This is a genomic window from Streptomyces cyaneus (assembly GCF_004028635.1).
Classification (GTDB): domain Bacteria; phylum Actinomycetota; class Actinomycetes; order Streptomycetales; family Streptomycetaceae; genus Streptomyces; species Streptomyces cyaneus.
Window position 1 is genome coordinate 75,398 of record NZ_RQJW01000007.1, and the last position, 26,431, is coordinate 101,828.

The window sequence follows — 26,431 nt, forward strand, 5'->3', positions numbered from 1 at the left end:
CACTGGCTTCCGGCCATGTGAACGGGCTGCACGCGTGCGCGTGCAGCCCGTTCGCGTGTCTGTGCGCATACTGAGTGCGGCAGGAGGTGTCGTACAGGGAGTGCTACGCACGTGACGGACGTGGAGGATCGCAAGCCGCAGTCGGACGAGGCGAGGATGGCCTTCACGCCACCCGCCGGTGTGGAGGTAGTAGGCGACAGCGAGTCGGAGACCACGTCCGAGTTCGCCCTCCCCAAGGGGCTGGGCGTACCGCAGTCGCCGTCTCCGGAACCCGAGGGTTCGGCGTTCAGCACGCCGAGCCTCTACAGCGTCGAGGACGCCTCACCCGCGTTCACGCCCGCGACCGGCATACCGAAGATCAGCCTGACCAAGGACCTGCCCTGGCAGGACCGGATGCGGACGATGCTGCGCATGCCGGTGGCCGAGCGGCCCGCGCCGGAGCGGATGCCGAAGGCGGAGGAGGAGGGTCCGGCCGTCCCGCGCGTGCTCGACCTGACCCTGCGTATCGGCGAGCTGCTGCTGGCGGGCGGTGAGGGCGCGGAGGACGTCGAGGCGGCGATGTTCGCGGTCTGCCGGTCCTACGGCCTGGACCGCTGCGAGCCGAACGTCACCTTCACCCTGCTGTCGATCTCGTACCAGCCGTCGCTGGTGGACGATCCGGTGTCGGCGTCGCGCACGGTACGGCGGCGCGGCACCGACTACACGCGCCTGGCCGCCGTGTACCAGCTCGTGGACGACCTCAGCGACCCGGAGAGCCACATCTCCCTGGAGGAGGCCTACGGTCGGCTCGCGGAGATCCGCCGCAACCGGCACCCGTACCCGACCTGGGTGCTCACCGGAGCGAGCGGGCTGCTCGCGGGCGCGGCCTCCGTGCTGGTCGGCGGTGACGTGATCGTCTTCATCGCGGCCATGCTGGGCGCGATGCTCGGCGACCGGCTGGCGTGGCTGTGCGCGGGGCGCGGGCTGCCGGAGTTCTACCAGTTCACGGTGGCCGCGATGCCGCCGGCCGCGATCGGGGTCGCGCTGACGCTGGCACACGTCGACGTGAAGGCCTCCGCGGTCATCACCGGTGGGCTGTTCGCGCTGTTGCCCGGGCGGGCGCTGGTGGCAGGCGTGCAGGACGGGCTGACCGGCTTCTACATCACCGCGTCCGCGCGCCTGCTGGAGGTCATGTACTTCTTCGTCGGCATCGTCGTCGGTGTGCTGGTGATCCTGTACTTCGGCGTGAACCTGGGCGCCAAGCTCGACCCCGACGCGGCGCTGAACATCTCGGAGCGGCCGTACTGGCAGATCGGCGCGTCGATGCTGCTGTCGCTGACCTTCGCGGTGCTGCTCCAGCAGGAACGGTCCACCGTGCTCGCCGTGACCCTCAACGGCGGTGTCGCGTGGGTGGTGTACGGCGCGCTGCACTACGCCGGTGAGCTGTCGCCGGTTGCCTCTACGGCTGTCGCGGCGGGGTTGGTGGGGTTGTTCGGGCAGCTGATGGCGCGGTATCGGTTCGCGTCGGCGTTGCCGTACACCACGGCGGCGATCGGGCCCCTGTTGCCAGGGTCAGCCACGTATTTCGGGCTGTTGTCGATCGCGCAGAACAAGGTGGATTCGGGGCTTGTCTCGCTGGCCACGGCGGCTTCTTTGGCCATGGCCATTGCTATTGGGGTCAACCTCGGGTCTGAGATCTCGCGGTTGTTCCTGCGGATCGGGTCGCCTGAGAAGCGGCGGGCTGCCAAGCGGACGCGGGGATTCTGAGCGCCGGACGCCTATGAACTCGGTTGGTTCTCTCCGACGGCGGCTGCGGGTTGTTGGTGGCTTGTCGCGCAGTTCCCCGCGCCCCTTGAGGGCGCTTCAGTAGCCCTGATTCGGCGGGTACTGCTGGTTCTGCTGGCCGTAACCCTGCGGGTACTGCTGGGCGTACGGCTGCTGCTGGGGCTGCTGGTCGTAGTACTGCTGGTCATAGCCGTACTGCTGGCCCTGGTTGCCGTACTGCTGTTCCTGGTTGCCGTACTGCTGCGGGGGCTGGTTGCCGTGCTGCTGGGGCTGGTTGCCGTGCTGCTGGGGCTGGTTGCCGTACTGCTGGGGCTGGTTGCCGTACTGCTGCTGGGGCTGGTCGTCGGACGGGATGCGGCGGAGCTGGGTCGTCGCGTCGTCCATGCGGGGGGCCTGCTGGGTCTGTGCGGCGGGGGCCTCCGCGGCCGCGCGCTTCTTCTTGGCGCGCTCTCGCAGGTACTCGATGATGATCGGGACCACGGAGACGAAGACGATCAGGACGAGGATCGCCTCGACGTTCTTGTTGATGAAATCGATCTGGCCGAGCCAGTAGCCCGCGAGGGTGACGCCGGTGCCCCAGGCGATGCCACCGATGACGTTGAACGTGAGGAACGTGCGGTACCGCATGCGGCCGGCGCCCGCCACGATGGGGGCGAAGGTGCGCACGATGGGCACGAAGCGGGCCAGGACGATCGCCTTGGGGCCGTACTTCTCCATGAACTCGTGCGCTTTGTCCAGGTTCTCCTGTTTGAAGAGCTTGGAATTGGGGCGGCTGAAGAGCTTCGGGCCGAGGAACTTGCCGATCATGTAGCCGACCTGGTCGCCGATGACGGCGGCCAGGACGATGAGCGTGCAGACGAGCCACAGCGGCTGGCTGATGTACTGCCCCTGCGCCACGAAGAGGCCCGCCGTGAAGAGCAGGGAGTCGCCGGGCAGGAACGCGAAGAGGCCCGACTCGGCGAAGACGATCAGCAGGATGCCGGGGAGGCTGAAGGTCTCGATCAGATAGTTCGGGTCGAGCCACTCGGGGCCGAGCGCAAGCGTGGTCACGGGATTGTGGCTCCTGCTGGGTGGGGACGGGCGGGCTGGGGCTGGCTGGTCAAATTATCAACGCTGCACTGGCCGCCCAGGTTCCATGGACCCCCTCAGGATGCACTGTGCCCCTGCTGGGTCAAAGCTGTGATTCATGGGCATCGATGAGTACGGCGGCGGGCAGGAGCCCCAGCCCGACGTTCTGGTAGTGACCACCAATGACATTCCCGGCCACCGGGTCACAGAGGTTCTCGGCGAGGTCTTCGGGTTGACGGTGCGCTCACGGCATCTCGGCAGTCAGATCGGCGCCGGGCTGAAGTCGTTGGTCGGCGGTGAACTCAAGGGGCTCACCAAGACCCTCGTGGAGACCCGCAACCAGGCCATGCTGCGGCTGGTCGAGCAGGCACGCGCGCGTGGAGCGAATGCCGTACTGGCGTTCCGCTTCGACGTGTCGGAGGCGGCAGACGTGGGCACCGAGGTGTGCGCCTACGGGACCGCGGTGGTCCTGGCCCGGGAGTAGGCCGTAGGGCCATAGGGCTCCCGGGCCAGGTATCACGAGGTGCGACGGGCCGCGTTGGCGAGGATCGCGTCCTTCAGGTAGACCGCGAGACCGGGCCTGGCCTTGTCGATGTTCCGGGTGAACCGCTCGTCCGCGACATACATCTCGCCGAGACAGGTGTGCATCTCGTACCCGCAGTCGTAGTGGTTGCGGGAGATCCCCTGGCGGTGCTCCTCGGCGGCGTCCATGGCCGCCTCGGAGTCCGCCGGCTCACCGGCCTCCATCAGCGCGACAAAACGCCGGGTGAGTTCGTCGGCCTCGCGCTGGATCCGCAGCCAGTCCTCCTTGGTGTAGGAGGCCGCCCGCTGCTGCGACTGCCGATAGGCGTCGGTGTCGCCCCAGCGCTCCTGCACCTCCTCCTCGTACTGGTCCGGGTCGAAGTCCCCGAACACCTCGAACTTCTCCTCCGGCGTGAGGTTGATGCCCATCTTGCGTGCCTCCATGGCGTGCTCCACGGCCGCCGCCATCTTCTGCAGCTTCTCGATCCGGGCGGTCAGCAGCTCGTGCTGCCGGCGCAGGTGTGCGCGCGGGTCCGCGGCCGGGTCGTCGAGCAGGGCGGCGATCTCCTCGAGCGGGAAGCCGAGTTCGCGGTAGAACAGGATCTGCTGCAGCCGGTCGAGGTCGGCGTCGCTGTAGCGCCGGTGGCCCGCGTGGCTGCGCTCGCTGGGCGCGAGCAGGCCGATGTCGTCGTAGTGGTGCAAGGTGCGCACCGTCACTGCGGCGAAGCCGGCGACCTGTCCCACGGAGTAGCTCACTTCCGCTCCTTTCTCGGTACGCACTCCACGGTGAGTCCTCACGCCACGTGAGGTGCAAGCCCGTTTTCCTCCGGGTGTCGTGCCCGCCTCCCTCAGGGTGTAGTGCCCGTTTTGCCCGTTTATCGTGAGCCCGTGGCCCAGGAGACCGTGCAGCAGTTACCCGCCGCCGCCCCGGCGACCCCGGCCCGCGCGCTGCTGCCGTTGATCCTGCCCGCTCTCGTGGTGGGTGTGGGCGCGAGTCTGCTCCTGCTCGGGGTGAGCGTGGCGGCCGAGGAGCTCCAGGACGTGCTGTGGCGGAACCTGCCCGACGCGCTGGGGGTGGGCCGGTACTCCGCGCTGTGGATGGTCGCCATGCTCACCGCGACCGGCGTGGCGGTCGGGCTGGTGGTGTGGAAGGTTCCGGGGCATGCCGGGCCTGACCCGGCCACGACCGGCCTTGACGCGCCCGTGCTGCCGCCCGCCGTACTGCCGGGGCTGGTGCTGGCGACCGCGCTGATGCTCGCGGGCGGGCCGAGTCTGGGCCCCGAGAACCCGATCATCGCCGTGAACGTGGGCCTCGCCTTCTGGCTGGGTCGACGGCTGGTTCCCCGGGCGCCCGGCGGCCTGTGGGCGGCGCTGGCGGAGGCGGCGACGATCGGCGCCCTGTTCGGTACGCCGGTGGCGGCGGCGCTGCTCCTGTCCGAGGCGTTGGCCGGGCGGCAGCTGAAGGGGGCGCTGTGGGACAACGTCTTCGCGCCGCTCGTCGCCGCCGCCGCGGGCGCACTGACGACCACCCTGGTGGCGCATCCGAGCTTCGATCTGCACCTGCCCGCTTTCGGCCGGCCCGGCTGGGGCGATCTGCTGGCGGCGCTGGTGGTCGCGTCCGTCGCCACGCTGCTCGGTATGTGCGCCGTCCGCGCCTTTCCGTATGTCCACGGCGCGTTCGCGCGGCTGGGGCATCCGATGGTGGCGCTTCCGGTCGGCGGGCTGGTGCTGGGCCTGCTCGCCGCGCTGGGCGGCCATCTCACGCTCTTCAAGGGGCTGGACGAGGTCGGGGAGATCGCGGCCGATCCCGACCGCTGGTCGGCCGGGGAGTTCGCGACGATGACGGTGGTGAAGCTGGCCGCACTGCTGGTCGCCGCGTCCTGCGGCTTTCGCGGCGGGCGGATCTTCCCGGCCGTGTTCGCCGGCGCCGCCCTCGGACTGTGTGCCCACGCCCTCGTGCCCGACGTCCATCCCGCCGTCGGTGTCGCCTGCGGCGTGCTGGGCATGCTGCTCGCCATCACCCGGCAGGGCTGGGTGAGCCTGTTCACGGCCGCCGTGCTGGTGTCCTCGCCGACGGTCATCGCCCTGCTGTGCATGGCCTCGCTGCCTGCCTGGTTGCTCGTGACCGGACGCCCCCAGATGCAGCTGCGCGGCGACGGAACCCCGATCCGCTGACCCCGCCGACCCCCGCCGACCCCCGTCGAACCCCTCCAGGAGACTCAGGAGAAAGCCCATGCCGCTGCACAAAGGCCCCGAAAAGCCCGACGAGCGCCCATTGTCCGTCAACCCCTTCTACGGGGAGGCGAATCCGGTCGGCGGCATGACTCAGGCCCCGCCCAAGCACCGGCTGCCGGACACTCCCCTGTCGCCCACGACGGCGTACCAACTCGTCCACGACGAGCTGATGCTGGACGGCAACTCCCGGCTCAATCTGGCCACGTTCGTCACCACCTGGATGGAGCCGCAGGCCGGTGTCCTGATGGGCGAGTGCCGGGACAAGAACATGATCGACAAGGACGAGTACCCGCGCACCGCAGAGCTGGAGCGGCGCTGTGTCGCGATGCTCGCCGACCTGTGGAACGCACCCGACCCGTCGGCCGCCGTGGGCTGTTCGACGACCGGGTCGAGCGAGGCGTGCATGCTCGCCGGGATGGCGCTCAAGCGGCGGTGGGCGCAGCGCAACGCCGACCGCTATCCCGCCCATGACGTCCGCCCCAATCTGGTCATGGGTGTCAACGTCCAGGTCTGCTGGGACAAGTTCTGCAACTTCTGGGAGGTGGAGGCCCGGCAGGTCCCCATGGACGGCGACCGCTTCCACCTCGATCCGCAGGCGGCGGCCGCGCTGTGCGACGAGAACACCATCGGCGTCGTCGGCATCCTGGGCTCCACCTTCGACGGCTCCTACGAGCCGATCGCCGACCTGTGCGCCGCCCTCGACGAACTCCAGGAACGCACCGGTCTCGACATCCCGGTGCACGTCGACGGCGCGTCCGGCGCCATGGTCGCGCCCTTCCTGGACGAGGACCTGGTCTGGGACTTCCGACTGCCGAGGGTGGTCTCCATCAACACCTCGGGGCACAAGTACGGGCTGGTCTACCCCGGTGTCGGCTGGGCGCTGTGGCGCGACAAGGCGGCCCTGCCCGAGGAACTCGTCTTCCACGTCAACTACCTGGGCGGCGACATGCCGACCTTCGCGCTCAACTTCTCCCGGCCCGGCGCCCAGGTCGTCGCGCAGTACTACACCTTCCTGCGCCTCGGCCGCGAGGGTTACCGGGCCGTGCAACAGACCACCAGGGACGTCGCCCGAGGCATCGCCGAACGCGTCGAGGCCCTCGGCGACTTCCGGCTGCTGACCCGGGGCGACGAACTCCCGGTGTTCGCCTTCACGACCCGGCCGGACGTGACGGCCTACGACGTCTTCGACGTCTCCCGGCGGCTGCGCGAGAAGGGCTGGCTGGTCCCGGCGTACACCTTCCCGCCGAACCGCGAGGACCTGTCCGTCCTGCGGGTCGTCTGCCGCAACGGCTTCTCCGCCGACCTCGCCGAGCTGTTCGTGGAGGACCTGGGCCTGTTGCTGCCGGAGCTGCGCCGGCAGCCGCATCCCCTGACGCAGGACAAGGGGGCGGCCACCGGCTTCCACCACTAGGCGGCTGCGGGACGGCTACCGACGGCCGCTAACGGCTCAGGCGCGCGAACCGCCGCACCGCCAACGGGAAGAACACGGCCAGGAGCACCGACGGCCATACGATCGCCGCCGCCACGTGCTCCGTGCCCGTACCGCCGAACAGGTGCCGCACGGCGGTCGCTGTGTGCGACATCGGGTTCCACTCGACGACCGTGCCCAGCCAGCCGGGCATGGTCTCGGGCAGCGCGAGGGCGTTGGACAGGAAACCGATCGGCCAGACCAGGATCTGCACCGCCTGCACCATCTCCGGCTTGCCGGCCACCAGGGCCAGGTGGATGCCGATCCACAGCATGGCGAACCGGAAGAACAGAAGAAGCCCTACGGCGCCCAGGAAGGCCCCCGGGCCGCCGTCCGCGCGCCAGCCGAGCGCGTACCCGACGCCCATGAGGACGAACAGGGCCAGCGCCGACTGGAGCATGTCGGCGACCGAACGGCCCACCAGTACCGCCCCGTTGGCCATCGGCATGGACCGGAAACGGTCGACCACGCCCTTGTTGAGGTCCTGGGTGACGGCGATCATCGTGCCCTCCAGGCCGAAGGCCATGGTGAGCGCGAGCATGCCGGGGACGACATAGTCGATGTAGGAGCCCTGGACGCCCCGGCCACCGCCGATGAGGTAGCCGAACATCAGCAGCAGCATCACGGGGAAGACCAGGTTGACCACGACCTGCACGGGTTGCCGCGCCCAGTGGGCGAGTTCGCGGCGGGTCATGGTCCAGGAGTCGGTCAGGGCGTAGGTGCTCATGCTCATGCGGGCTCCTTCACTCGGCGGTCGTCTCCCGTGAGGTGCAGGAACACCTCGTCCAGCGTCGGCCGGCGCAGCGCCACGTCCTCCGCCTCGATTCCGGCCTCCTCCAAGGCCCGTACGACGCCGGAGAGCGCCGCCATCCGGTCGGTGACCGGGGCGCTGAGCAGGCGGCGGTCGGGGTCGACGCGCACGTCGTCCTTCGGTACGGGCAACAGGGCGACGGCCGCGCCCAGGTGGCCGGCGTCGCGCAGGACGACGTCGATGCGGTCGCCGCCGGTCAACGCCTTCAGCTCGTCCGCCGTACCGTCGGCGATGACGCGGCCGGCGTCGACGACCGAGATGCGGTCGGCGAGCTGGTCGGCCTCCTCCAGGTACTGGGTGGTGAGCAGGACCGTCGTGCCGCCGCCGACCAGGGAGCGGACGGCGGACCAGACCTCGGCGCGACCCCGGGGGTCGAGGCCGGTGGTGGGTTCGTCCAGGAAGAGCACCTCCGGGTCGGTGATGAGTGAGGCCGCCAGGTCCAGGCGCCGCCGCATGCCGCCGCTGTACTGCTTCACCGGCTTGCGGCCGGTGTCGGCGAGGCCGAAGCGTTCCAGGAGCTCCGCGGCACGCACGCGCGCGTGGCGGGCGCCCAGGTGGTAGAGGCGGCCGAACATCTCCAGGTTCTGGTGGCCGCCCAACTCCTCGTCCAGGGCGGCGTGCTGGCCGAGGAGCCCGATGCGCAGGCGTACGTCATACGCCTGGCGCACGACATCGTGCCCCGCCACTTCCACCCGGCCGCTGTCCGGCCGCAGGAGGGTGGACAGGATCCGGACCAGGGTCGTCTTGCCCGCGCCGTTCGGCCCGAGCACTGCGTGCACCGTGCCGCGCGCGACCGTGAGGTCGAGCCCGTCCAGTGCGTATCTGTCGGCTGTGCCGCCGTACTTCTTGCGTGCCTTTTCGACGGTGATCGCCGTGTCGGCCACTGAGACTCCCTCGCTAGTCAAACTTGACTACCAGCTCGAAGCTAATACCCCGCACTCGATTGGTCAAACTTGATTAGCGCCCATCCTCCGGATGCCGCTCCCCCGTCGCGTACGGGTTCTCCTGATCCTCGGCCAGGACGCCGACGAACGGGTCGCCCTCGCCGGTGAACGTGTAGGCACCTCGCTCGAGCCGCTCGATCAGCCCGCTGGTCCACTCACCCTCGGAGTCCGCCGTGTGGACCCACATGTTCATGATCTCGCCGATGTGGCCGAGTTGCTCGGGCCCGTCCTCGGGCACGTAGTGGGCCACTACGGAGGCCCGCCACTCCTCGATCCGCCGGGTCCGCTCCTTCAGGAGCGTCACCGCCTCGGCCCTCGGCAGGTCGACCATGAAGCCGAGGGCCGCCGTCTTCACGTCTCCCCGCTGGTCGTACGTGACCAGCGCCTCCCGCAGGAGCGCGAAGTACTCCTCGGTGCCCGCGTCCGTGAGTTCGTACTCCACGCGCGGCGGTCCGCCCGCCGTGGACGGCGCGATCTCGTGCGCGTGCAGCAGCCCTTGCTTCGCCATCTGCTTCAGGGCGTGGTAGATCGAGCCGGGCTTGGCGTTGGACCACTCGTGCGCGCCCCAGTACTCCAGGTCGTTGCGCACCTGGTACCCATGGGCCCGCCCGTGCTGCCGGACCGCGCCGAGCACGAGGAGACGGATCGCTGACATGCGGTCCAGGTTAGAGCCGGGGCCGGTCGGGGTGGAGGTCCACCCCAGGCGCGGGTCCTCTCGGGCCCGGGACTCGGCGGGCTGGTCAGGGGCCCGCGGAGCTCGCCGGCACGCATGGGATCGCCCTCCCCGCGGCCTGGAGCAGTGCGCGGCGTGCCTCGGCGTGCGGGCGGGCTGCTTGGTCCGACCGAGCGCCCGGTCGCGCTCCAGGTGAGCCAGCACAAGGGCGTCCTCGAGGTCCTCCAGCTCGGCCGGGGAGATGAGAACGGCCGCCGGGGCCCCGTGGTCCGTCAGCGTGATGCGCTCGTACTGGGCAGCTCGGCGGGCGAGTTCGTCGAGCTTGGCCCGCGCCTCAGCGACGGGATACGTAGCAGACATGCACCTGGTGAACACCTGGATGCATGCCTGCCGGACGTACCGGCGTCAACCGCCTCAGAACGGGAACCCGCTCCGCCCGTGCTGCACCGAGATCCACTTGATCGTCGTGAACGCGTCCAGCATCGTCTCGCCGTTCAGGCGGCCGAGGCCGGAGTGCTTCTCGCCGCCGAAGGGGACGATCGGCTCGTCGTGGACCGTGCCGTCGTTCACGTGGAACATGCCGGTGTCGATCTGCTTGGCGAAGTTCACGCCCCGCTCGATGTTCCCGGTGTGGACGGCGCCGCTCAGGCCGTACGGGGTGTCGTTGACGAGGCGTACGGCCTCCTCCTCGCCGTCGAACGGGACGAGGAAGGCGACCGGGCCGAAGACCTCCTGCTGGAGCAGGGCCGAGTCGGCGGGGATGTCCGTGAGGACGGAGGGCTCTACCAGGTTGTCCGTCGTCGTGCCGTGCACCAGGGCCGTCGCACCCTCGGCGATCGCCTGCTCGACCGTGGCCGAAATCGCCTCCGCCTGGGAGGAGTTGATGACCGGCCCGATGACGGTCTCGGGGTCGCGCGGGTCGCCGACCTTGAGGGTCTTCACCTTGGCGACGAACTTCTCGGTGAACTCGTCCGCGACCGAGCGGTCCACGAGGACCCGGTTCGCGGCCATGCAGACCTGGCCCTGGTGGACGTACCGGCTGAAGACCGCCGCGTCGACCGCGTAGTCGATGTCGGCGTCGTCGAGGACCACCAGCGCGCTGTTGCCGCCGAGTTCGAGGACCGAGCGCTTGAAGAGCGAGGCGCAGACGGTGGCGACGTGGCGGCCGACCTTGTCGGAGCCGGTGAAGGAGATGACCTTCGGGACCGGGTGCTCGATGAAGGCGTCGCCGATCTCCGCGATGTCCGTGATGACGACGTTGAGGAGACCTGCGGGCAGGCCCGCGTCCTCGAAGATCTTCGCGACCAGGGAGCCGCCGCAGATCGGGGTGTTCTGGTGCGGCTTGAGGACCACGCCGTTGCCGAGCGCGAGGGCCGGGGCGACCGACTTGATCGAGAGCAGGAAGGGGAAGTTGAAGGGGCTGATCACGCCCACTACGCCCACCGGCACGCGGTAGACGCGGTTCTCCTTGCCGTCCGTCGGCGACGGGATGATCTTGCCCTCGGGGCGCAGCGCCAGGTGGATCGCCTCGCGCAGGAACTCCTTGGCCAGGTGGAGTTCGAAGGCCGCCTTCAGCCGGGTGCCGCCGAGCTCGGCGATGATCACCTCGGCGATCTCCTGCTCGCGGTCCTCTATCAGACGCAGCGCCTTCTCGAAGACGGCGCGACGGGCGTACGGATTGGTCGCAGCCCACTGCTTCTGGGCGCGGGCGGCCGCCTGGTAGGCCTGATCCACCTCGTCGACCGTGGCTATGGTGATCGACGCCAGCTTCTCGCCGTCGTACGGATTGAAGTCGATGATGTCCCAGGAGCCTGTGCCCGGGCGCCACTCACCGTCGATGTACTGCTGAGCCAGGTCGGTGAAGTAGGACGACATGTGATCCCTCAATCCCTAGCGGACACCCGATCGACTGATCACGGACGCCTTGATCGCCTTGATCGGGCTTGACCGGCCTTGATCGTCTCCACGGTCTGATCACACGTCATCGTACTTGTGTTTCAAGAGAGTTGAAGGAGACCTCGGAGAAGATCCCGGCTCTCGTCCGGACCCGGGCTGTCCTGCTGAAGCTCCTTCAGCGCCTTCTCGTACTGGGCGACGTCCTCGTGCTTGTCGAGGTAGAGCGCGCTGGTGAGCTGTTCCAGGTAGACGACGTCCGAGAGGTCGGACTCGGGGAAGCTGAGGATGGTGAAGGCGCCGGACTCGCCGGAGTGACCGCCGAAGCTGAACGGCATGATCTGCAGGCGCACGTTCGGATGCTGCGAGATCTCGATCAGATGCTGGAGCTGCCCGCGCATGACCTCGCGGTCGCCGTAGGGGCGGCGCAGGGCCGCCTCGTCCAGGACGATGTGGAACTCGGGAGCGTTCTCGGAGACGAGGTACTTCTGCCGCTCCAGGCGCAGCGCGACCCGCTTCTCGACGTCTGCCTGGCTCGCGCCCTGCATGCCGCGCCGCACGACCGCGCGCGCGTACGCCTCGGTCTGCAACAGGCCGTGCACGAACTGCACTTCGTACGCGCGGATGAGGCTGGCCGCGCCCTCCAGGCCGACGTAGGTGGGGAACCAGCTGGGCAGGACGTCCGAGTAACTGTGCCACCAGCCCGCGACGTTGGCCTCGCGGGCCAGGGAGAGAAGCGAGGTGCGCTCCGCCTCGTCCGTGATGCCGTACAGCGTCAACAGGTCTTCGACGTCTCGCGTCTTGAAGCTCACCCGGCCCAACTCCATCCGGCTGATCTTCGACTCGGAGGCGCGGATCGAGTAACCCGCCGCCTCGCGCGTGATCCCGCGCGCTTCCCGCAGTCGCCTCAGTTGCGAGCCGAGCAGCATGCGCCGCACCACCGATCCGGGCTCTCCCGCGCTCACGTTCGCCAGCCTCCCCAACCGTCTTCAGGGCCCGCAGTCTGCCACTAAATCACTTCGAGCAGTACTCGTCCGATTACAGAGATGGAAAGAAGAGAAGGATTCCTGTCAGGGAGGAGCAAGCAGAAGACAAGGAGAGGGAGTGAAGTTGGCGGAAAAAATGGCCAACAAGCGGTACGGGAACGTCCAATTCGGTCACGTGCACGTGCATCTGCCCTTGCATCTGCTCTGCGCATCGGAAACCATGGTCCCGCGCAACCGCTGCATCGCAACGACCGCGAACTCCCGGGAGTGCCTCGCATGGGGACGAATGGATCGACCATGCTCGAGCCGTTACGGCAGGGCCTTCCGCCGCTGGATCCCGCAGCCGTCTCCAACGCCGCCTCCTGTGCTCTGCCCGCCCGCTACGAAGCGGTGCGCGAGGCGCGGCAGTTCACGCGTCGCACCCTTGACCAGTGGGAACTGGGCCATCGCTTCGACGACGTCTGCCTCGTGGTCTCCGAGCTGGTGACCAACGCGCTGCGGCATGCGCTGCCGGCGGGCGCGCAGCGAATGTGCGAGCAGGCGCCGCCCGTGCGGCTGCATCTGATGCGGTGGACCGAGCGGCTGGTGTGCGCGGTGCGCGATCCCAGCCACGACAGTCCGGTCGCGCGCGATTCCGATGACTTCTCGGCGGAGTCCGGGCGGGGGTTGTTCCTTGTCGACTCCTTCAGTGACAGCTGGGGCTGGCATCCGCTTGCGGGGACGTTGAGCGGGAAGGTGGTCTGGGCGTTGTTCCGGCTGCAGGCGGGGCAGGTCGCGGTGGCGGGGTCCGGGGCTGGAGCGGGGCCGACGGACTGATGAAGCGCGGCGCTCGATGGCGTCGCGGTTCTACGCGCGTTACGGCTCCGATTGGCGCCGAATGCCCTGCATTGTGCCCCGGTTGCAGGATGTTTCTTCAGCCCGCGACCAAGTGGTCGAACTCGCCGTCCTTGATGCCCAGCAGCATCGCCTCGATCTCGGCGCGGGTGTAGACGAGGGCCGGGCCGTCCGGGAAGCGCGAGTTGCGCACCGCCACGTCGCCGCCGGGCAGTCGCGCGAACTCCACGCAGGAGCCCTGCGAGTTGCTGTGCCTGCTCTTCTGCCAGGCCACCCCGTTCAGATCCGTGGCTGCCATGCCGTTGTACACGTCGTGGTCCACAGGTCGCTCCCCGGTGGTGCGGTGGCTCGAGGCCATTGATGCGAGAGGTGGTGCAGTGATGCGCAGTGAGTGCAGTGAGTGCAGTGAGTGCAGTGGTGATGCAGTGGTCAACTGCTCCCGGATCATAGCTCTGTTCACTTGCAGCTGCATGAGCAGATGCACGTGCACGCGGGGTGTTCCTGCGGTTACTCCTGTGACGTACGCGGCTCTTCATGCGTTCCAGCGCATGCCCCAGGGTGCGCATCACATGCGTCCGGTTCAAATCCCCCGTGTATTAGGAACAGACGCGTTCCGCGCCCTTTCTGTTCCACACTTCAAGCGGTTACGGCTGTCCGGCTGTGAGATGGGGATGCCTGCGGCGGCCCGTTGCCATCCGGTGGGGGTGCGCGTAGCGCCTGCGGGTGCGGTGTGGGTCGGGGCCGCGCCGGGGGGTGTCCGTCCTCGGACCGGCGGTCCCCTTAAGCCAAGAGGTGCCGCGTGTTGACGCCGGCCACTGCGGGCGGACACCCCCCGACACGTCCCCTTCCCGCCGTACGCGACTGCGGGCCCGTGGGGGTACGCCCGCCGAGGGCCGGGGGACTTCGCGGCCCCTTCGCAGTGCCGGCCCAGGCAAATCAGCCCGTCCGGTGTCTGATCTGCCCTGCGGCGCTGACGGTCACTTCCCGGCGCAGGCCCGCATCATCCAGCCCGTCCGGTGTCTGATCTGCCCTGCGGCGCTGACGGTCACTTCCCGGCGCAGGCCCGCATCATCCAGCCCGTCCGGCGTTTGAGGACGAGGCCCCTTCAGGGCCGAAGCGGGGGTCTGGGGGCCGCAGGCCCCCAGAGGGCCGCGCGTTGGCGCTGGCCAGTCGGCGGTGGCTGGCGGCGCGGGGTGGGCTCAGCGGGTCGCGTAGGGCAGGAGGGCCATTTCCCTCGCGTTCTTGATGGCCCTGGCCAGCTGCTTCTGCTGCTGGGCCGTGACTCGGGTGACTCGGCGGCTGCGGATCTTGCCGCGGTCGGAGATGAACTTTCGCAGGAGGTCGGTGTCCTTGTAGTCGATGTAGGTGATCTTGGCCTGGTCCAGAGGGTTGGGGCGGTTTTTGGTGGGCTTGCGGTCGGGCTTGCGGGGCATCGGGAGTCAGACCTCCAGGAGGGTGTCGAAGGCGGGCGGGAGTTGTTTCCAGGCGTCGCGGCCGGCGGCGTACTCGGCGTCGGTCAGGAGGCAGGATTCGAGGAGTTGCTCCAGGCCGTCGCGGTCCAGGGCGGGGGACGTGAAGACCAGGTGCTGGCAGCAGTCGCCGTGCTCGGGGTGCCAGTCCAGTGCGGCGGCGGCCCGGCGTACCGGCGGGACCATCTCCCAGGCCGCGTCGGGGAGCGAGGCGAGCCAGGGGCCCGCGCTCTCCACGCACAGGGCACCCCCTGCGGCGTCCCAGTGGAGCAGGACGTCGGGCTTGTCGGCGAGCCAGAATCGGCCCCGGCTGCGGGCTGCCGCGCAGGTCAGGTCCTCCAGTGCCTCGTACAGCCGCTCGGGGTGGAAGGGGCGGCGGCGGTGCCAGACGAGGGTGGCGACGCCGTGCGCGTCGGCCTCGGCGGGGAGCAGGGCGCACGCCGGGTGCTGGGCGGCGGCGGCCGACTCGACGTCGAAGCCGGCCAGGGCTGCCTGAGAGAGGGGCGAGAGTCGGCGGCGGCGAGGCGGCGGAACCGTCAGGTCGGCGGGTGACCCGAGGGCGGGTGTGTCCGCCGGGTCGCTGTGGGCGATCGGGACCTGGCGCGCCGTGGGGTGGAGTTGGGCGAGCAGCTCGCGGTCCTCCTCGTCGGCCTCCTCGGAGTCGGCGATGGCGAGGACGGGGGCGTACTCCAGCTGGCGCGCGAAGGTGTCGGCCACCGTGCGCTGGTCGGTCGGCGCGGCCGCCAGGCCCCGCTCGGCCAAGTCGTCGCCGTTGCCCAGGTAGGGCAGGACCAGCGCCGGGTCGACCGCGGTGATCACGCCGGTGAGCGTGAGCCCGCCGGCCGTGACCACCTCGGCCATGGCCTTGGGTTCGACCGAGTCCCACAGTTCGACGATCGCCATACGGGTGCCGCCGGTGTCCCGGAGCCGGATCAGTTCCGGCACCAGGTCCTCGCGCAGGGCGCAGCATGCGCAGTCGTTGACGAGCGGCGTCTCGCCGGCGGTCACGATTCCGGTGGCGTCGCGGATCGTGCGTACGACCGTGCCGGCGGTGGCCGTCGCCAGGTCGTGGTGGAGTACGACGCTGTCGGGGACGTCGGCGAGCAGGTGCGCCACGGCCGCCCGGCGGGCGTCGGTGTGCAGCCCGCCGACGATGACGACGGAGAGGTCGGGCACGGTTCAGCCCTGCTTCCCGTACCGGCGCTCGAAGCGCTCCACGCGGCCGGCGGTGTCCAGGACGCGAGCCGTGCCTGTGTAGAAGGGGTGGCTGACGTTCGAGATCTCGACGTCCACGACCGGGTAGGTGTTGCCGTCCTCCCACTCGATCGTCTTGCCGGTGGGCACACCGGCCAGGGTGGAGCGGGTCAGGAAGGCGTGGTTCGCGGCGCGGTCGCGGAAGACGACAGGGCCGTAGGACGGGTGGATTCCGTTGCGCATGGCGGTGGTCAGCGCTCCTCTCGGAAGTCGACGTGGCGGCCGGCGACCGGGTCGTACTTGCGCAGGGTCATGCGGTCCGGGTCGTTGCGGCGGTTCTTACGGGTCACATAGGTGAAGCCGGTGCCGGCGGTGGACCGGAGCTTGATGACCGGGCGGAGTTCGTTGCGTGCCATGCTGCTATCTTACTGAAAATGAATTCCATTAACAGCTGCGCTTGAGGAGAGGTTCGTCACCGTGTCCGCCCACTGCATGCTGACCGGCGCCCAGCCCGGTTTCGGCAACACCATTTCCCACTCACATCGGCGGACCTCCCGCCGTTTCGACCCCAACATCCAGACCAAGCGCTACTGGCTGCCGAGCGAGGGCCGCCATGTGCGGCTGCGGCTGAGCGCCAAGGGGATCAAGACGGTCGACGTCATCGGCGTCGAGGCGGCCGTCGCCCGTATCCGCGCGCGGGGAGTGAAGGTCTGATGGCCAAGAAGAGCAAGATCGCCAAGAACGAGCAGCGGCAGGAGGTCGTCGCACGGTACGCCGAGCGGCGGGCCGAGCTGAAGGGGATCATCCGTCGGCCGTCGTCCACGGACGCCGAACGGCTCGCCGCGCAGCGGGAGTTGCGGCGGCAGCCGAGGGACGCGAGCGCCACGCGGGTGCGGAACCGGGACCAGGTGGACGGGCGGCCGCGCGGGTACTTCCGTGCGTTCGGGCTGTCCCGCGTGAGCCTGCGCGGGCAGGCTCACGCCGGGTATCTGCCGGGGGTGCGCAAGGCGTCCTGGTAAGTCCGGCAGGTCCTGAAGATCCGGCTACGACTCCCTGGTAACTTGCTGCGGTCGTTTCGGCCCGGTGGGCCGGCTCGGCCGTATGCCGACCGCTACAGCTTGGGAGCCTCCAGTGACCTCGGCGAATTTCTCGCGTACGCGCACGATGTCGGGCCGACGGATGCGGGTCGCGGTCGTGGCCGCGTCCCTGGCGGGCGCGCTCGCGCTGACCGCGTGCAGCGGCGATGGCGACTCCGACTCCAAGGACGACACCAGCCCCAGTGCTTCCGCGACCGCCGGTGCCGACACCGGCGGCGGGACCGGGGGGTCGGGCTCGGCCTCCGGTGACCTGGAGGGCAGTTGGCTGGCCACGACCGACGGCAAGGCGGTCGTGCTGGTCGTCACCGGCACGGAGGCCGCCCTCTTCACCACCGGCGGGACCGTGTGCAGCGGGAGCGCCGGAGAGCAGGACGGGATGCGGATGGTCCGCCTCAAGTGCCCGGACGGCAACAAGGACCGGGCGGTCGGGATGGTCGACTCCGTCGGCAAGACGCAGCTGAAGGTGACCTGGGAGGGCGCTCTCGGCGCGGAGACCTACACCAAGGCGCAGGGCGGGAAACTCCCTACGGGGCTGCCTACGGGGCTGCCTACGGCCGGCCTGGGATCGTGATGTTTGATCAGTGAACGTCCGCCCGATCAGTTCGGTGATTGCCGTCCGGTCACCGGCGTAACTCCAAGAGGACCCATGCGCGCCACTTCCCTCACCGTCGCCGCCCTCGCCGCGGCCCTGCTCCTGACCGGCTGCGACGACGGCGGGGGCGAGGCCGACAGCAAGGACAGTACGGCCGGTTCCTCCTGCGCCGACAAGGTGGCCGTGCAGTTCGGGCCCGCCAACGCCGCCCCCGCCGCCGGGGACACCGGCAACGTGCCCGTCACGATCACCAACCGCAGCGGCGCCGAGTGCACCCTGGACGGGCTGCCCGCCGTCGAGCTCTCCGCGGGCGACACCGTGACCGACGTCCCGACCGACAAGGCCGCGGGGGCGAAGAAGACGACCCTCGTGAAGGAAGCCTCCACGTCCTTCACCCTCACCTATGTCCGGGGCGAGAAGGGCGGCAGCACGAGCCTCGCCGTGGGGAAGGTGGAGATCCATCTGCCCGGGTCCAGCAAGCCGCACAGCTTCAAGTGGTCGTACGGCGATGTCGCGCTGAAGAGCGACGGGCAGGCCCCGAACGCCTCGGTGAGCGGGTTCCAGCAGTCCGGCGACTGAGGCGACCGACGCGGTTCAGTCGAGCGGCCGGCGGTGGGCCATCTGCGCCCGGTCGGCCGCCTCCGCGCCCTCGACCCAGCCCGCCTCGTCGCTGACGCCGCGCAGGCGGGTCGTGGTCGTCTCCGGGAACATGCGGTCCAGCCGGTCGGTGACCGCCACTTCGCGGGAGGCGAGGACCGGGAGCAGGTCGTCGGTCACCGGCGTCTCGGCGGCGGCCCGCAGCCGGGTTCCGACGCGGTGGGCGTAGGCCGCCAGGAACGACTGCCGGAAGGTCTTGGTCCGCTTGCGGCCGCCCGCACGCTGGGCCGCCTCCGCCTTCGTCATCGCCGTCGTGGCCTGCACGAGGAGCGAGGTGTAGAGGAGTTCGACCACCTCCAGGTCGGCCTCGAAACCGACGACCGTGGAGAAGCCGAACGGTTCGTTCCACACGGCCCGGCAGTGGTTGACGGTCGCCACCGCGTCCAGCAGGACGGCCTTCGCCTGCTCGTACGGCGGTTCCACCCCGATCCGGCAGGCCCCGGGCGCGTCGTGCGACGGCGCCTGCGCGTCCAGCAGTGCCTCGTCGATGCTGTGCCGTGCCATCAGCTCCTGCGCCTTGGCGGTGAGCGCCTCCGCCTCCTGCGGGAAGCCGGTCGCCTCCGCCTTCGCCAGCAGGGCGCGGATGCGGGTGAGCATGCGGGACGCGGGCTTGGGGTGCCTGGTCGGCGGCCCGGCCTGCTCATCCAGGGGTTCGAGCGCGGGCAGACGCAGCAGCAGGCGGTACAGCTCCAGGACGGCCGTCGCGTGCGAGAAGCGGTCGGTTCGGGGTGGGGTTTCGGCGGGCAGGTCGTCGAGCTGCGCCGTCCACCGGGGGCCGCGGGGGCGGTCGTACGGCGCCTGGGAGCGGATCAGCGCCGCGAGCAGTCGTACGTGTACGTCGTCCAGGTCGCGGCGTACCAGCCGTACGACGTCGGCGGGCTGCCAGCCGCGTCGCCAGGCCGCCGCGAGGAACTCCTGCCCGCGCCGGTCGAGTTCGGCGTCCGCGGCGGGGTCGGCCGCGAGGAGGGAGGCGCCGGTGTCGAGGGCGGTGTCGGTGTCGGCGTAGAGGGCGTACTCGAAGGCCCGGTCGACGGGGCCGGGCGTATCGCTCGAACTGTTCGTGCTGCTCACCCGGCGATGGTGCCACGGGGCGAGCGCGGCCCGGCTGGGGCGGCCGGGGAAATTCCGTTGTGACGCGGGGTGGGCCGCGCCTAGCTTCCGGCCCCATGGAGGAGATTCGCCCCGTACGTTTCGACCATCCCGACGCCGTGCAGCTCTCCGCCCTCGTGCAGGCCGAGTACCTGCGGCGCTACGGCTACGACGACATGACCCCGCTGCACCCGACCCACTTCGACCCGCCGGACGGCCTCTTCCTCATCGCCTACCGCGACGACGAGCCCGTGGCCTGCGGCGGCTGGCGTGCCCAGGTGGCGGGCGACGAGGGGTATGCGGACGGGGACGCCGAGATCAAGCGGATGTTCGTGGTGCCCGAGGCGCGGGGGCGGGGGCTCGCCCGCGGCATTCTTCGGGCGCTGGAGGACAGCGCGCGGGCCGCCGGACGGGTCCGCATGGTGCTGGAGACGGGGACGCCGCTGCACGAGGCCATGGCGCTGTACGCCGACTGCGGGTACGAACCGACGGCCAACTTCGGTCCCTACAGGGGCTATTCCGACAGCCGCTGCTTCGCCAAGCCGCTCTGAGCGGTCGACTGTCAACCACGGGTTGACGGCGCTGGAGTGTCAACCTACGGTTGACGTATGTCGACGAACCCGACCATCACGTCATCCGTACGTCTCGACGAACTCATCGCGGCCATCAAGAAGGTCCACGAAGAGCCCCTCGACCAGCTCCAGGACGCGGTGATCGCTGCCGATCACCTCGGTGAGGTGGCCGACCACCTGATCGGCCACTTCGTGGACCAGGCCCGGCGCTCCGGTGCCTCCTGGACCGACATCGGCAAGAGCATGGGCGTCACCCGGCAGGCCGCGCAGAAGCGGTTCGTGCCGAAGGAGTCGACCGACCTCGACCCGCAGCAGGGCTTCGGCCGCTACACACCGCGCGCCCGCAACACGGTGATGGCCGCCCACAACGAGGCCATCGCGGCCCGCAACGCCGAGGGCCGCCCCGAGCACCTGGTCCTCGGGCTGCTGGCCGAGCCCAACGGCCTGGCGGCGAAGGCGATCACCGCGCAGGGCATCCTCCTGGACGCCGTACGCCAGGCCGCCACCGCCGCACTGCCGCCCGCCGCCGACGAGGTCCCCGACCTCGTCCCCTATGCCTCCGACGCCAAGAAGGTGCTGGAGCTCACCTTCCGCGAGGCGCTGCGCCTCGGCCACAACTACATCGGCACCGAGCACATCCTGCTGGCCCTGCTGGAGTTCGAGAACGGCACCGGCGTCCTGTCCGGCCTCGGCCTCACCAAGCAGGCGGTGGAGGAGTACGTCGTCGAGATGCTCTCCCAGTTCCTGAAGAGCGGTGAGCAGACGAGCAAGGCGGCCCGCGAGGAGGGGGAGGCGCAGAGCTGAGGGCGTTGTCAGACCCGGGTGCCACACTCGCAGCATGACCGACCGGTGGGCGCTCGCTCCGGCCGAGGACGGTGGCGTGGAGATCGCCCCCCTCGGTCCGGACGGGCTGCCCACGGGGCCGGTGCGCCGGGAGGCGGACCTGGGTGAGGCCGTGCGGGGGCGGCCGGAGGTGGCGCGGTGGGTGTGGCGGTCCACCGCCGAGGTCTACCCGCGGCTGCTCGCCACGGGGGTGCGAGTGGAGCGGTGCTACGACATCGAGGACGCCGAGACACTCCTGCTCGGCCACGAGGGGCGGTACGGGGAGCCCAGATCGGCCGCCGCGGCCCTCGCCCGGCTGCGCGGCGGTCCCGTACCGCCCGATCCGCCTCAGCGGGCGGCCGAGCCGGGCTCACAGTCCTCGCTCTTCGAGCCGCAGGCCGTGCACGTCCCGCTGGCCGACCTCGTCGAGGTCTACGCCGACCAGCAGCGCCGGCACGACAGGGCCGCGCACCCGGAGCGGATGCGGCTGCTGACGGCGGCAGAGTCGGCGGGCATGCTCGTCGCCGCCGAGATGAACCGGGCCGGGCTGCCGTGGAGCGCCGAGGTGCACCGCCGGGTGCTGCACGAGCTGCTGGGCGAGCGGTATGCGGGCGGTGGGGAGCCGCGGCGGCTGGCCGAGCTGGCGGACGAGGTGTCGGCCGCGTTCGGGCGCCGGGTGCGGCCCGATCTGCCCGCGGATGTCATCAAGGCCTTCGCGCAGGCCGGGATCAAGATCAGATCGACCCGGCGCTGGGAGATCGAGTCCCTCGACCATCCGGCCGTGAAGCCACTGGTCGAGTACAAGAAGCTGTACCGGATCTGGGTGGCCCACGGCTGGTCCTGGCTGCAGGACTGGGTGCGGGAGGGGCGGTTCCGGCCGGAGTTCCTCGCGGGCGGGACGGTCACGGGGCGGTGGGTGACCAACGGCGGGGGCGGACTGCAGATCCCGAAGGTGATCCGGCGTGCCGTGGTCGCCGACCCCGGCTGGCGGCTCGTGGTGGCCGACGCCGACCAGATGGAGCCGCGGGTGCTGGCGGCGATCTCCCGCGACCCCGGGCTGATGGAGGTGGCGGGGCGGGAGAGCGACCTCTACCAGTCCGTCTCCGACCGGGCCTTCTCCGGCGACCGTGCGCAGGCCAAGCTCGCCGTGCTGGGCGCCGTCTACGGCCAGACCTCCGGCGACGGACTCAAGAACCTCGCCGCACTCAGACGCCGTTTCCCCAAGGCGGTGGCGTACGTCGACGAGGCGGCGCGGGCCGGCGAGGAGGGGCGGCTCGTGCGGACGTGGCTGGGGCGGACCTGTCCGCCGGCGGCCGGGGCGGCGGACGATGCGGCCGAGGAGGCGGGGATCCCGGTCCTGGAAGCGGAGGACGAGACGACCGGGGGCTCGGGGGCGCAGGGGGCACGGGAGTGGGTGCCGGGCTACGCCTCCTCCGACGCCCGTGCCCGGGGCCGGTTCGCCCGCAACTTCGTCGTGCAGGGCAGCGCCGCCGACTGGGCCCTGCTGCTGCTCGCCGCGCTGCGGCAGGCCTGCTCGGGCATGGCAGCGGAACTGGTCTTCTTCCAGCACGACGAGGTGATCGTGCACTGTCCCGAGGAGGAGGCCGAGGCGGTCGTGACGGCGATCCGCGAGGCGGCGGAGCTGGCGGGGCGGCTGACGTTCGGTCAGACGCCGGTGCGGTTTCCGTTCACTACGGCGGTGGTGGAGTGTTATGCGGACGCCAAGTGATCAATGCCGGTCGGTGTCGCGGGACTGGGTGTCGGTGGGCTCGGGGTCGCGGGGCTCGGTGTCGGTGGACTCGATGTCGGTGGGCCCCTCGTCGGCGAGCAGTTTCCTGAGTTCCGCCAGGACCGTCTTCTCGTCCGTGCCGTCCAGGGCGTCCAGGGCCGTGCGCCATGCCTGGTACGCCTCCTCGATACGCCCGCGTTCGTGCAGCAGGAGGCCGTGCTGGTGGCGGGCGAGGCCGGCTGTGTAGCGGTCGGCGCGGGCGTCGGCGCGGTGGAGCAACTCGGCGCACTCGCGGTCGGCCCGTTCGCTGCGGCCGAGGAGGCGCAGGGCGCGGACCAGACCGAGGCGGGTCTGCGACTCACCGTGCCAGTCGCTGTGGCCGCCGAGGATGCGCAGGCTCTCGTCGAAGTGGGGTACGGCGGCGGCCGGTTCGCCGAGGGTGACGTGGGCGTAACCGATGTTGCAGTGGGCGGAGTGCCGCACGACGACGTTGCCGATCCGGTCGCCGATCGCGAGGGAGCGCCGGTGCTGCTCGATGGCGGCCCGGGGGTCGGTGTGCTCGTAGAGGTTGCCGAGGTGCTGGTATGTGACCGCCTCGCCGTAGGGGTCGTCCAACTGCCGTGAGTACTCCAGGCTCTGGTACAGCGCCTGCCCCGACTCGGAGTACCGGCCGAGGTTTTCGAGCAACAGGCCCCGGTTGTTGAGGCAGCGCCAGATCCGGGAGGCCACGTCGAGCCGCCGCCAGATCGCCAGGGAACGGTCGTTGAGGGTGAGGGCCTCGTTGTTGCGGCCGGTCAGGAAGTGCAGGCCGGCGAGGTCGCCGAGCGCGTACGCCTCGGCGGCCTCGTCTCCGAGCCGTCGCGCCACACGCAGGGCGGCCCGGCCGAGCACCTCCATCTCGGCGACGCGGCCGGCCCGTTGGACGCACGGGAAGAGCAGACGGATGAGGGTGGAGAGGTGGGCGGCGGTGCCGTCGTCGGCGGCATTCGCATACCGCTCGACCAGCACGACGACGTTCTCCAGCTCCAGGTCGCCCCAGGCGAAGGCCTCCTCGGAACTGCCGAAGGGAGCGGCCGCGAGGACATCGGCCGTGTGCTCCGGCGGCTGTGCGGCCGTCGGCCTGCAGCGGTCCTCCTGGTCGAGGCCGGGTTCGACGATGGCGGTGAGGGTGCGCTCGGCGACGGCGGCGTACCAGCGCAGGGCGGTTTCCGCGGTGTCCACCTCGCCGTCCGCTCCCGCGAGCTCACGGGCGAAGTCGCGCACCAGGTCGTGCGGGGCGTAACGGCCGTACGCGATCTCCTCCAGGAGGGCCACGTCGACGAGTCGGTCGAGGGCGGCCTCGGCCCGGCGCTCATCGGTGCCGGTCAGGCGGGCCAGCAGGGGTGCGCCGTACGCGGGCAGGTCGACGGCACCGATGCGGCGCAGGGCGAGGGCCGCGTCGCGATCGACCTCATGGTCGGAGGCGGCGAGGGCGTCGTGGGCGACGGCGAGGGAGCGGCGGACGCTGAGATCGTCGTACTCCAGGTGGTGCAACCGGCTCTCCGCGGCGGCCAGTTGACCGGCGAGCACGTCGAGTGTGAGGGCGCGGCGGGCGGCCAGGCGGGCGGCGACGACGCGGAGGGCCAGGGGGAGGCGGCCGGTGAGCTCGATGAGGGGGTGGGCGGCGTCGAGGCCGTCGTGATGGGCGTGGGGGCGGGGTGCTGTGTGCGGGTCGCCTTCGTCGTGACGGTCGCCCTCGTCGTACCGGTTGCCTTCAGCATGACGGTCACCTTCGTCGTGCCGGTCACGTTCATCGTGCCGGTGCTTCGTGCTGTGCCCGTCCTGCGCGTCTCGCGCGTCGCGCCCCGATGCCGCCCTCAGCAGGGCCGCGCTGTCCTCCGCGGTCAGGGGGGTGAGCGGGAAGCGGCGGACGCCGTCCAGGGCCGTCAGCGGGGAGCGGCTGGTGACGATCACGGCGCAGCCGGGGCCGGCCGGGAGCAGCGGGCGTACCTGCGCGGCGTTCGCGGCGTCGTCCAGGACCATGAGCGTGCGGGTCGGAGCGAGCAGCGAGCGCAGCAAGGCGGTTGCCGCGTCCAGGTGTTCGGGGATGGAGCGGGGGTCGGCACCGAGGTCGCGGAGCAGTGCGGCGAGCGCCTGGCCGGGGGTGAGCGGGGGCATGCCGGGGGTGGCGCCGTGCAGGTTGACGTAGAGCTGGCCGTCGGGGAAACGGTTCGCCAGCCCGTGCGCGGCCTGCACCGCGAGCGCGCTCTTGCCTACGCCGGCCATGCCGCTGATCACGGCGACCGCGACGGTGGGCTGACGCGTGGGAGCGGGGGCGAGGGTGCGGCGCAGGTCGGTGAGTACGGCGGTGCGGCCGGTGAAGTAGGCCGGAGGTGGGGGGAGTTGGGCAGGGCGGGGTGGGGGTGGGGGTGTGTGCTGGTGGGGTGGGGTGGGTGGCGTGTCCTCCGCTTGGTGGGGGGCGGGGGTGCCTGGGGTGGCGGGCGCGTCGGATTCCCGGCGGGGCGGGGTGGCCGGCGTGTCCGTCTCGCGAAGGGCCGGAGCGGCCGACGCGTCGGTATCGCGGAAGCCGTCGCCAGGCGCGGGGGGCCGGGGGGCATCCTCATCGCGCGTAGCTGCAAGGGTCGCGGCGCTGTGGGGCACGTCGCCTTCGTGGAAGGTGGCGGCGTCGGCGCCCCGGAGGGCGTCATCGTCACCGCCGACCGAGCCCTCCGTGGGCGCCAGCAGCTCAAGGTCGGCCGAAGCCGCCGTGGGCCCCGGCAACTCAAGGTCGGCCGAACCCCCCGCAGCCTGTCGCGGCCCCCGATCGACCGCACCCTCCTCAGCCCCGCGCCCCTCGCGCCCACCGGGGCTCGCGGCCACACCACGCACCCCGTGCCCGCCCGAGCCTGCCGCTACACCACGCGCCCCCCGATCGGCTTCGTCCCCGGCGCCCGGCCCCGGCCCCACTGCCCACCCCGTACCACCGACATCCCCGGACCCCCGCAAAACCTCCATATGCGCCTCCCGCACCCCCGCCCCCGGCTCCACACCAAGCTCCTCGACCAGGCGGGTGCGCAGATCGCGGTGGACGGCCAAGGCCTCGGCGCGCCGGCCCGTGCGGTGCAGGGCGAGCATCAGGTGGCGGTGGAAGGACTCCCGTAGGGGGTGCTCGGCGGCGAGTGCGGCCAGTTCGGGTACGAGGGCGTCGAGTCGTGGGCCGGCGACGGTCAGCTCGGCGTCGTAGCGCCACTCCAGGAGCAGCAGCCGCGCCTCCTTCAGGCGCTGCACGAGCGCGTAGCCGCCCACCTCGGCGGGCAGGCCGGTCAGGGGCGTGCCCCGCCACAGCGCGAGCGCCGCCGTGCACTCGCGCACCGTGCGCTCCCAGTCCCGCGCGACATGCGCGGCGCGGGCTGCGGCGACGCGGCTCACGAAGACGTCGACGTCCAACTCACCCTCGTCGACGCGCAGCACATAGCCGGGCGGCACCGCACGCAGCCGTTCCGGGTCGTCGAGCAGCCGCCGCAGCCGGGCCACATGGTTGTGCAGCGAGGCACGCGCGGACGCGGGCGGCGCCCCGCCCCACAGCGCGTCGGTCAGCGACTCCACGGAGACGACCCGGCCGCCTTCGAGCAGCAGCGCGGCGAGCAGGGCACGCACCTTCGGGCTGCGGATGGTCCGGACAGCGCGGTCGGTCGCGGCCGACGAGGCACCGTCGGAGTCCCGGGCGTCGGAGCCCCCGCCGTCATGGTCCCGGACGTCAGAGTCCTGACCGCCGCAGGACTCGCTCTCGACCTCGTACACAACCGGCGGCCCCAGCAGTCCGAACCGCAGCCCGCACCGCTTCACGCCGCCCACTGCCTTCCCGTGGCGGGCCCGCACTCGCACCCGCACTCACGCTCCACGACGAACGAACATCCAGACGGCACGGAAAAGCACCGCGCCTGGCGGAGATCCGCCCCTTGTACGACGGTTTCCCGCCACCCTTCTCGACGTGCTCGGCGGGAAAACCGTTCCCCTCCGGGCCGTTTCCCGA

26 protein-coding genes and 1 pseudogene are annotated in these 26,431 nt (G+C 70.8%); 12 read left to right on the forward strand and 15 right to left on the reverse strand.

Going from position 1 to position 26,431, the window contains the following annotated elements:
- Positions 1-111 precede the first annotated feature (111 nt).
- Positions 112-1,746, forward strand: a complete 1,635-nt coding sequence (locus EHO50_RS25770) for a threonine/serine exporter family protein (protein ID WP_128433595.1) — start codon at positions 112-114, stop codon at positions 1,744-1,746.
- A 96-nt stretch (positions 1,747-1,842) separates the two neighbouring features.
- Here the strand turns inward: EHO50_RS25770 and EHO50_RS25775 are convergent, their stop codons facing one another.
- Entirely contained in the window at positions 1,843-2,814 is a 972-nt protein-coding gene (locus tag EHO50_RS25775; protein WP_128433596.1) for a DedA family protein, read from the reverse strand.
- Between the two features lie 136 nt (positions 2,815-2,950).
- On the opposite strand from EHO50_RS25775, the gene EHO50_RS25780 reads away from it, so the two are divergent.
- Positions 2,951-3,316, forward strand: coding sequence for a YbjQ family protein (locus EHO50_RS25780; RefSeq protein ID WP_128433597.1), 366 nt, complete (start codon positions 2,951-2,953; stop codon positions 3,314-3,316).
- A gap of 32 nt (positions 3,317-3,348) precedes the next feature.
- Here EHO50_RS25780 and EHO50_RS25785 read toward each other — a convergent pair whose 3' ends face one another.
- Entirely contained in the window at positions 3,349-4,110 is a 762-nt protein-coding gene (locus tag EHO50_RS25785; RefSeq protein ID WP_128433598.1) for a MerR family transcriptional regulator, read from the reverse strand.
- A gap of 132 nt (positions 4,111-4,242) precedes the next feature.
- Between EHO50_RS25785 and EHO50_RS25790 the strand changes: the two genes are divergently transcribed.
- The gene (locus EHO50_RS25790) at positions 4,243-5,529 is read left to right on the forward strand and encodes an ion channel protein (RefSeq protein WP_128433599.1); all 1,287 of its coding nucleotides are present in this window, start codon (positions 4,243-4,245) and stop codon (positions 5,527-5,529) included.
- Positions 5,530-5,587: 58 nt separating this feature from the next.
- Positions 5,588-7,000, forward strand: a complete 1,413-nt coding sequence (gene gad, locus EHO50_RS25795; RefSeq protein WP_128433600.1) for a glutamate decarboxylase — start codon at positions 5,588-5,590, stop codon at positions 6,998-7,000.
- Between the two features lie 28 nt (positions 7,001-7,028).
- Here gad and EHO50_RS25800 read toward each other — a convergent pair whose 3' ends face one another.
- The 6 genes and pseudogenes from EHO50_RS25800 to EHO50_RS25820 all read right to left on the reverse strand — a co-directional run bounded on the left by EHO50_RS25800 (position 7,029) and on the right by EHO50_RS25820 (position 12,307).
- The gene (locus EHO50_RS25800) at positions 7,029-7,784 is read right to left on the reverse strand and encodes an ABC transporter permease (RefSeq protein WP_128434017.1); all 756 of its coding nucleotides are present in this window, start codon (positions 7,782-7,784) and stop codon (positions 7,029-7,031) included.
- A 2-nt stretch (positions 7,785-7,786) separates the two neighbouring features.
- The gene (locus EHO50_RS25805; RefSeq protein WP_164904940.1) at positions 7,787-8,752 is read right to left on the reverse strand and encodes an ATP-binding cassette domain-containing protein; all 966 of its coding nucleotides are present in this window, start codon (positions 8,750-8,752) and stop codon (positions 7,787-7,789) included.
- Positions 8,753-8,825: 73 nt separating this feature from the next.
- Complete coding sequence (locus tag EHO50_RS45205; protein WP_167517978.1) at positions 8,826-9,467, reverse strand: PadR family transcriptional regulator; 642 nt, start codon at positions 9,465-9,467, stop codon at positions 8,826-8,828.
- Positions 9,468-9,671: 204 nt separating this feature from the next.
- A pseudogene (locus EHO50_RS45210) lies at positions 9,672-9,845 on the reverse strand (type II toxin-antitoxin system prevent-host-death family antitoxin); the annotation flags it as partial.
- A 54-nt stretch (positions 9,846-9,899) separates the two neighbouring features.
- Positions 9,900-11,360, reverse strand: a complete 1,461-nt coding sequence (locus EHO50_RS25815; RefSeq protein WP_128433603.1) for an aldehyde dehydrogenase family protein — start codon at positions 11,358-11,360, stop codon at positions 9,900-9,902.
- A gap of 122 nt (positions 11,361-11,482) precedes the next feature.
- Positions 11,483-12,307: a helix-turn-helix domain-containing protein gene (locus tag EHO50_RS25820; RefSeq protein WP_128434018.1), complete on the reverse strand. Its 825-nt coding sequence runs from the start codon at positions 12,305-12,307 to the stop codon at positions 11,483-11,485.
- A gap of 354 nt (positions 12,308-12,661) precedes the next feature.
- Here EHO50_RS25820 and EHO50_RS25825 point away from each other — a divergent pair, with 354 nt between their 5' ends.
- Positions 12,662-13,180 (forward strand): ATP-binding protein, encoded by a 519-nt coding sequence (locus EHO50_RS25825; RefSeq protein ID WP_128433604.1) that lies wholly within the window; start codon positions 12,662-12,664, stop codon positions 13,178-13,180.
- A gap of 97 nt (positions 13,181-13,277) precedes the next feature.
- Here EHO50_RS25825 and EHO50_RS25830 read toward each other — a convergent pair whose 3' ends face one another.
- From EHO50_RS25830 to rpmG, 5 genes are all read right to left on the reverse strand, one after another.
- The gene (locus tag EHO50_RS25830; protein ID WP_217207196.1) at positions 13,278-13,496 is read right to left on the reverse strand and encodes a DUF397 domain-containing protein; all 219 of its coding nucleotides are present in this window, start codon (positions 13,494-13,496) and stop codon (positions 13,278-13,280) included.
- A gap of 901 nt (positions 13,497-14,397) precedes the next feature.
- On the reverse strand, positions 14,398-14,631 hold the full coding sequence (gene rpsR, locus EHO50_RS25835; RefSeq protein WP_128433606.1) for a 30S ribosomal protein S18: 234 nt from the start codon (positions 14,629-14,631) through the stop codon (positions 14,398-14,400).
- A gap of 6 nt (positions 14,632-14,637) precedes the next feature.
- Positions 14,638-15,843, reverse strand: a complete 1,206-nt coding sequence (locus tag EHO50_RS25840; protein WP_128433607.1) for a CobW family GTP-binding protein — start codon at positions 15,841-15,843, stop codon at positions 14,638-14,640.
- A gap of 3 nt (positions 15,844-15,846) precedes the next feature.
- Positions 15,847-16,104, reverse strand: a complete 258-nt coding sequence (locus tag EHO50_RS25845) for a type B 50S ribosomal protein L31 (protein WP_128433608.1) — start codon at positions 16,102-16,104, stop codon at positions 15,847-15,849.
- 8 nt (positions 16,105-16,112) lie between these two features.
- Positions 16,113-16,277, reverse strand: coding sequence for a 50S ribosomal protein L33 (gene rpmG / locus EHO50_RS25850; protein ID WP_015658813.1), 165 nt, complete (start codon positions 16,275-16,277; stop codon positions 16,113-16,115).
- Between the two features lie 61 nt (positions 16,278-16,338).
- Between rpmG and rpmB the strand changes: the two genes are divergently transcribed.
- The 4 genes from rpmB to EHO50_RS25870 all read left to right on the forward strand — a co-directional run bounded on the left by rpmB (position 16,339) and on the right by EHO50_RS25870 (position 18,129).
- Positions 16,339-16,575 carry a 50S ribosomal protein L28 gene (gene rpmB, locus EHO50_RS25855; protein ID WP_126393989.1) on the forward strand — a complete coding sequence of 79 codons (237 nt, stop codon included), beginning with the start codon at positions 16,339-16,341 and terminating at the stop codon, positions 16,573-16,575.
- Positions 16,575-16,880, forward strand: a complete 306-nt coding sequence (rpsN, locus tag EHO50_RS25860; RefSeq protein WP_128433609.1) for a 30S ribosomal protein S14 — start codon at positions 16,575-16,577, stop codon at positions 16,878-16,880. Before rpmB ends, rpsN begins: the two co-directional genes overlap by 1 nt.
- Positions 16,881-17,040: 160 nt before the next feature.
- Positions 17,041-17,529: a hypothetical protein gene (locus EHO50_RS25865; protein WP_425472272.1), complete on the forward strand. Its 489-nt coding sequence runs from the start codon at positions 17,041-17,043 to the stop codon at positions 17,527-17,529.
- A gap of 75 nt (positions 17,530-17,604) precedes the next feature.
- Positions 17,605-18,129: a DUF4232 domain-containing protein gene (locus tag EHO50_RS25870; RefSeq protein WP_128433610.1), complete on the forward strand. Its 525-nt coding sequence runs from the start codon at positions 17,605-17,607 to the stop codon at positions 18,127-18,129.
- Between the two features lie 15 nt (positions 18,130-18,144).
- Here the strand turns inward: EHO50_RS25870 and EHO50_RS25875 are convergent, their stop codons facing one another.
- Complete coding sequence (locus tag EHO50_RS25875; RefSeq protein ID WP_128433611.1) at positions 18,145-19,278, reverse strand: DUF2786 domain-containing protein; 1,134 nt, start codon at positions 19,276-19,278, stop codon at positions 18,145-18,147.
- A gap of 95 nt (positions 19,279-19,373) precedes the next feature.
- Between EHO50_RS25875 and EHO50_RS25880 the strand changes: the two genes are divergently transcribed.
- From EHO50_RS25880 to EHO50_RS25890, 3 genes are read left to right on the forward strand one after another with little or no spacing between them, the layout of a single operon-like run.
- Complete coding sequence (locus EHO50_RS25880; RefSeq protein WP_128433612.1) at positions 19,374-19,847, forward strand: GNAT family N-acetyltransferase; 474 nt, start codon at positions 19,374-19,376, stop codon at positions 19,845-19,847.
- A gap of 57 nt (positions 19,848-19,904) precedes the next feature.
- Positions 19,905-20,672 carry a Clp protease N-terminal domain-containing protein gene (locus tag EHO50_RS25885; protein ID WP_128433613.1) on the forward strand — a complete coding sequence of 256 codons (768 nt, stop codon included), beginning with the start codon at positions 19,905-19,907 and terminating at the stop codon, positions 20,670-20,672.
- 34 nt (positions 20,673-20,706) lie between these two features.
- Positions 20,707-22,419 carry a bifunctional 3'-5' exonuclease/DNA polymerase gene (locus tag EHO50_RS25890; RefSeq protein ID WP_128433614.1) on the forward strand — a complete coding sequence of 571 codons (1,713 nt, stop codon included), beginning with the start codon at positions 20,707-20,709 and terminating at the stop codon, positions 22,417-22,419.
- On the opposite strand, the gene EHO50_RS25895 is transcribed toward EHO50_RS25890, so the two are convergent.
- Positions 22,420-26,289, reverse strand: coding sequence for an AfsR/SARP family transcriptional regulator (locus EHO50_RS25895; RefSeq protein WP_425472260.1), 3,870 nt, complete (start codon positions 26,287-26,289; stop codon positions 22,420-22,422).
- Between the last annotated feature and the right edge of the window lie 142 nt (positions 26,290-26,431).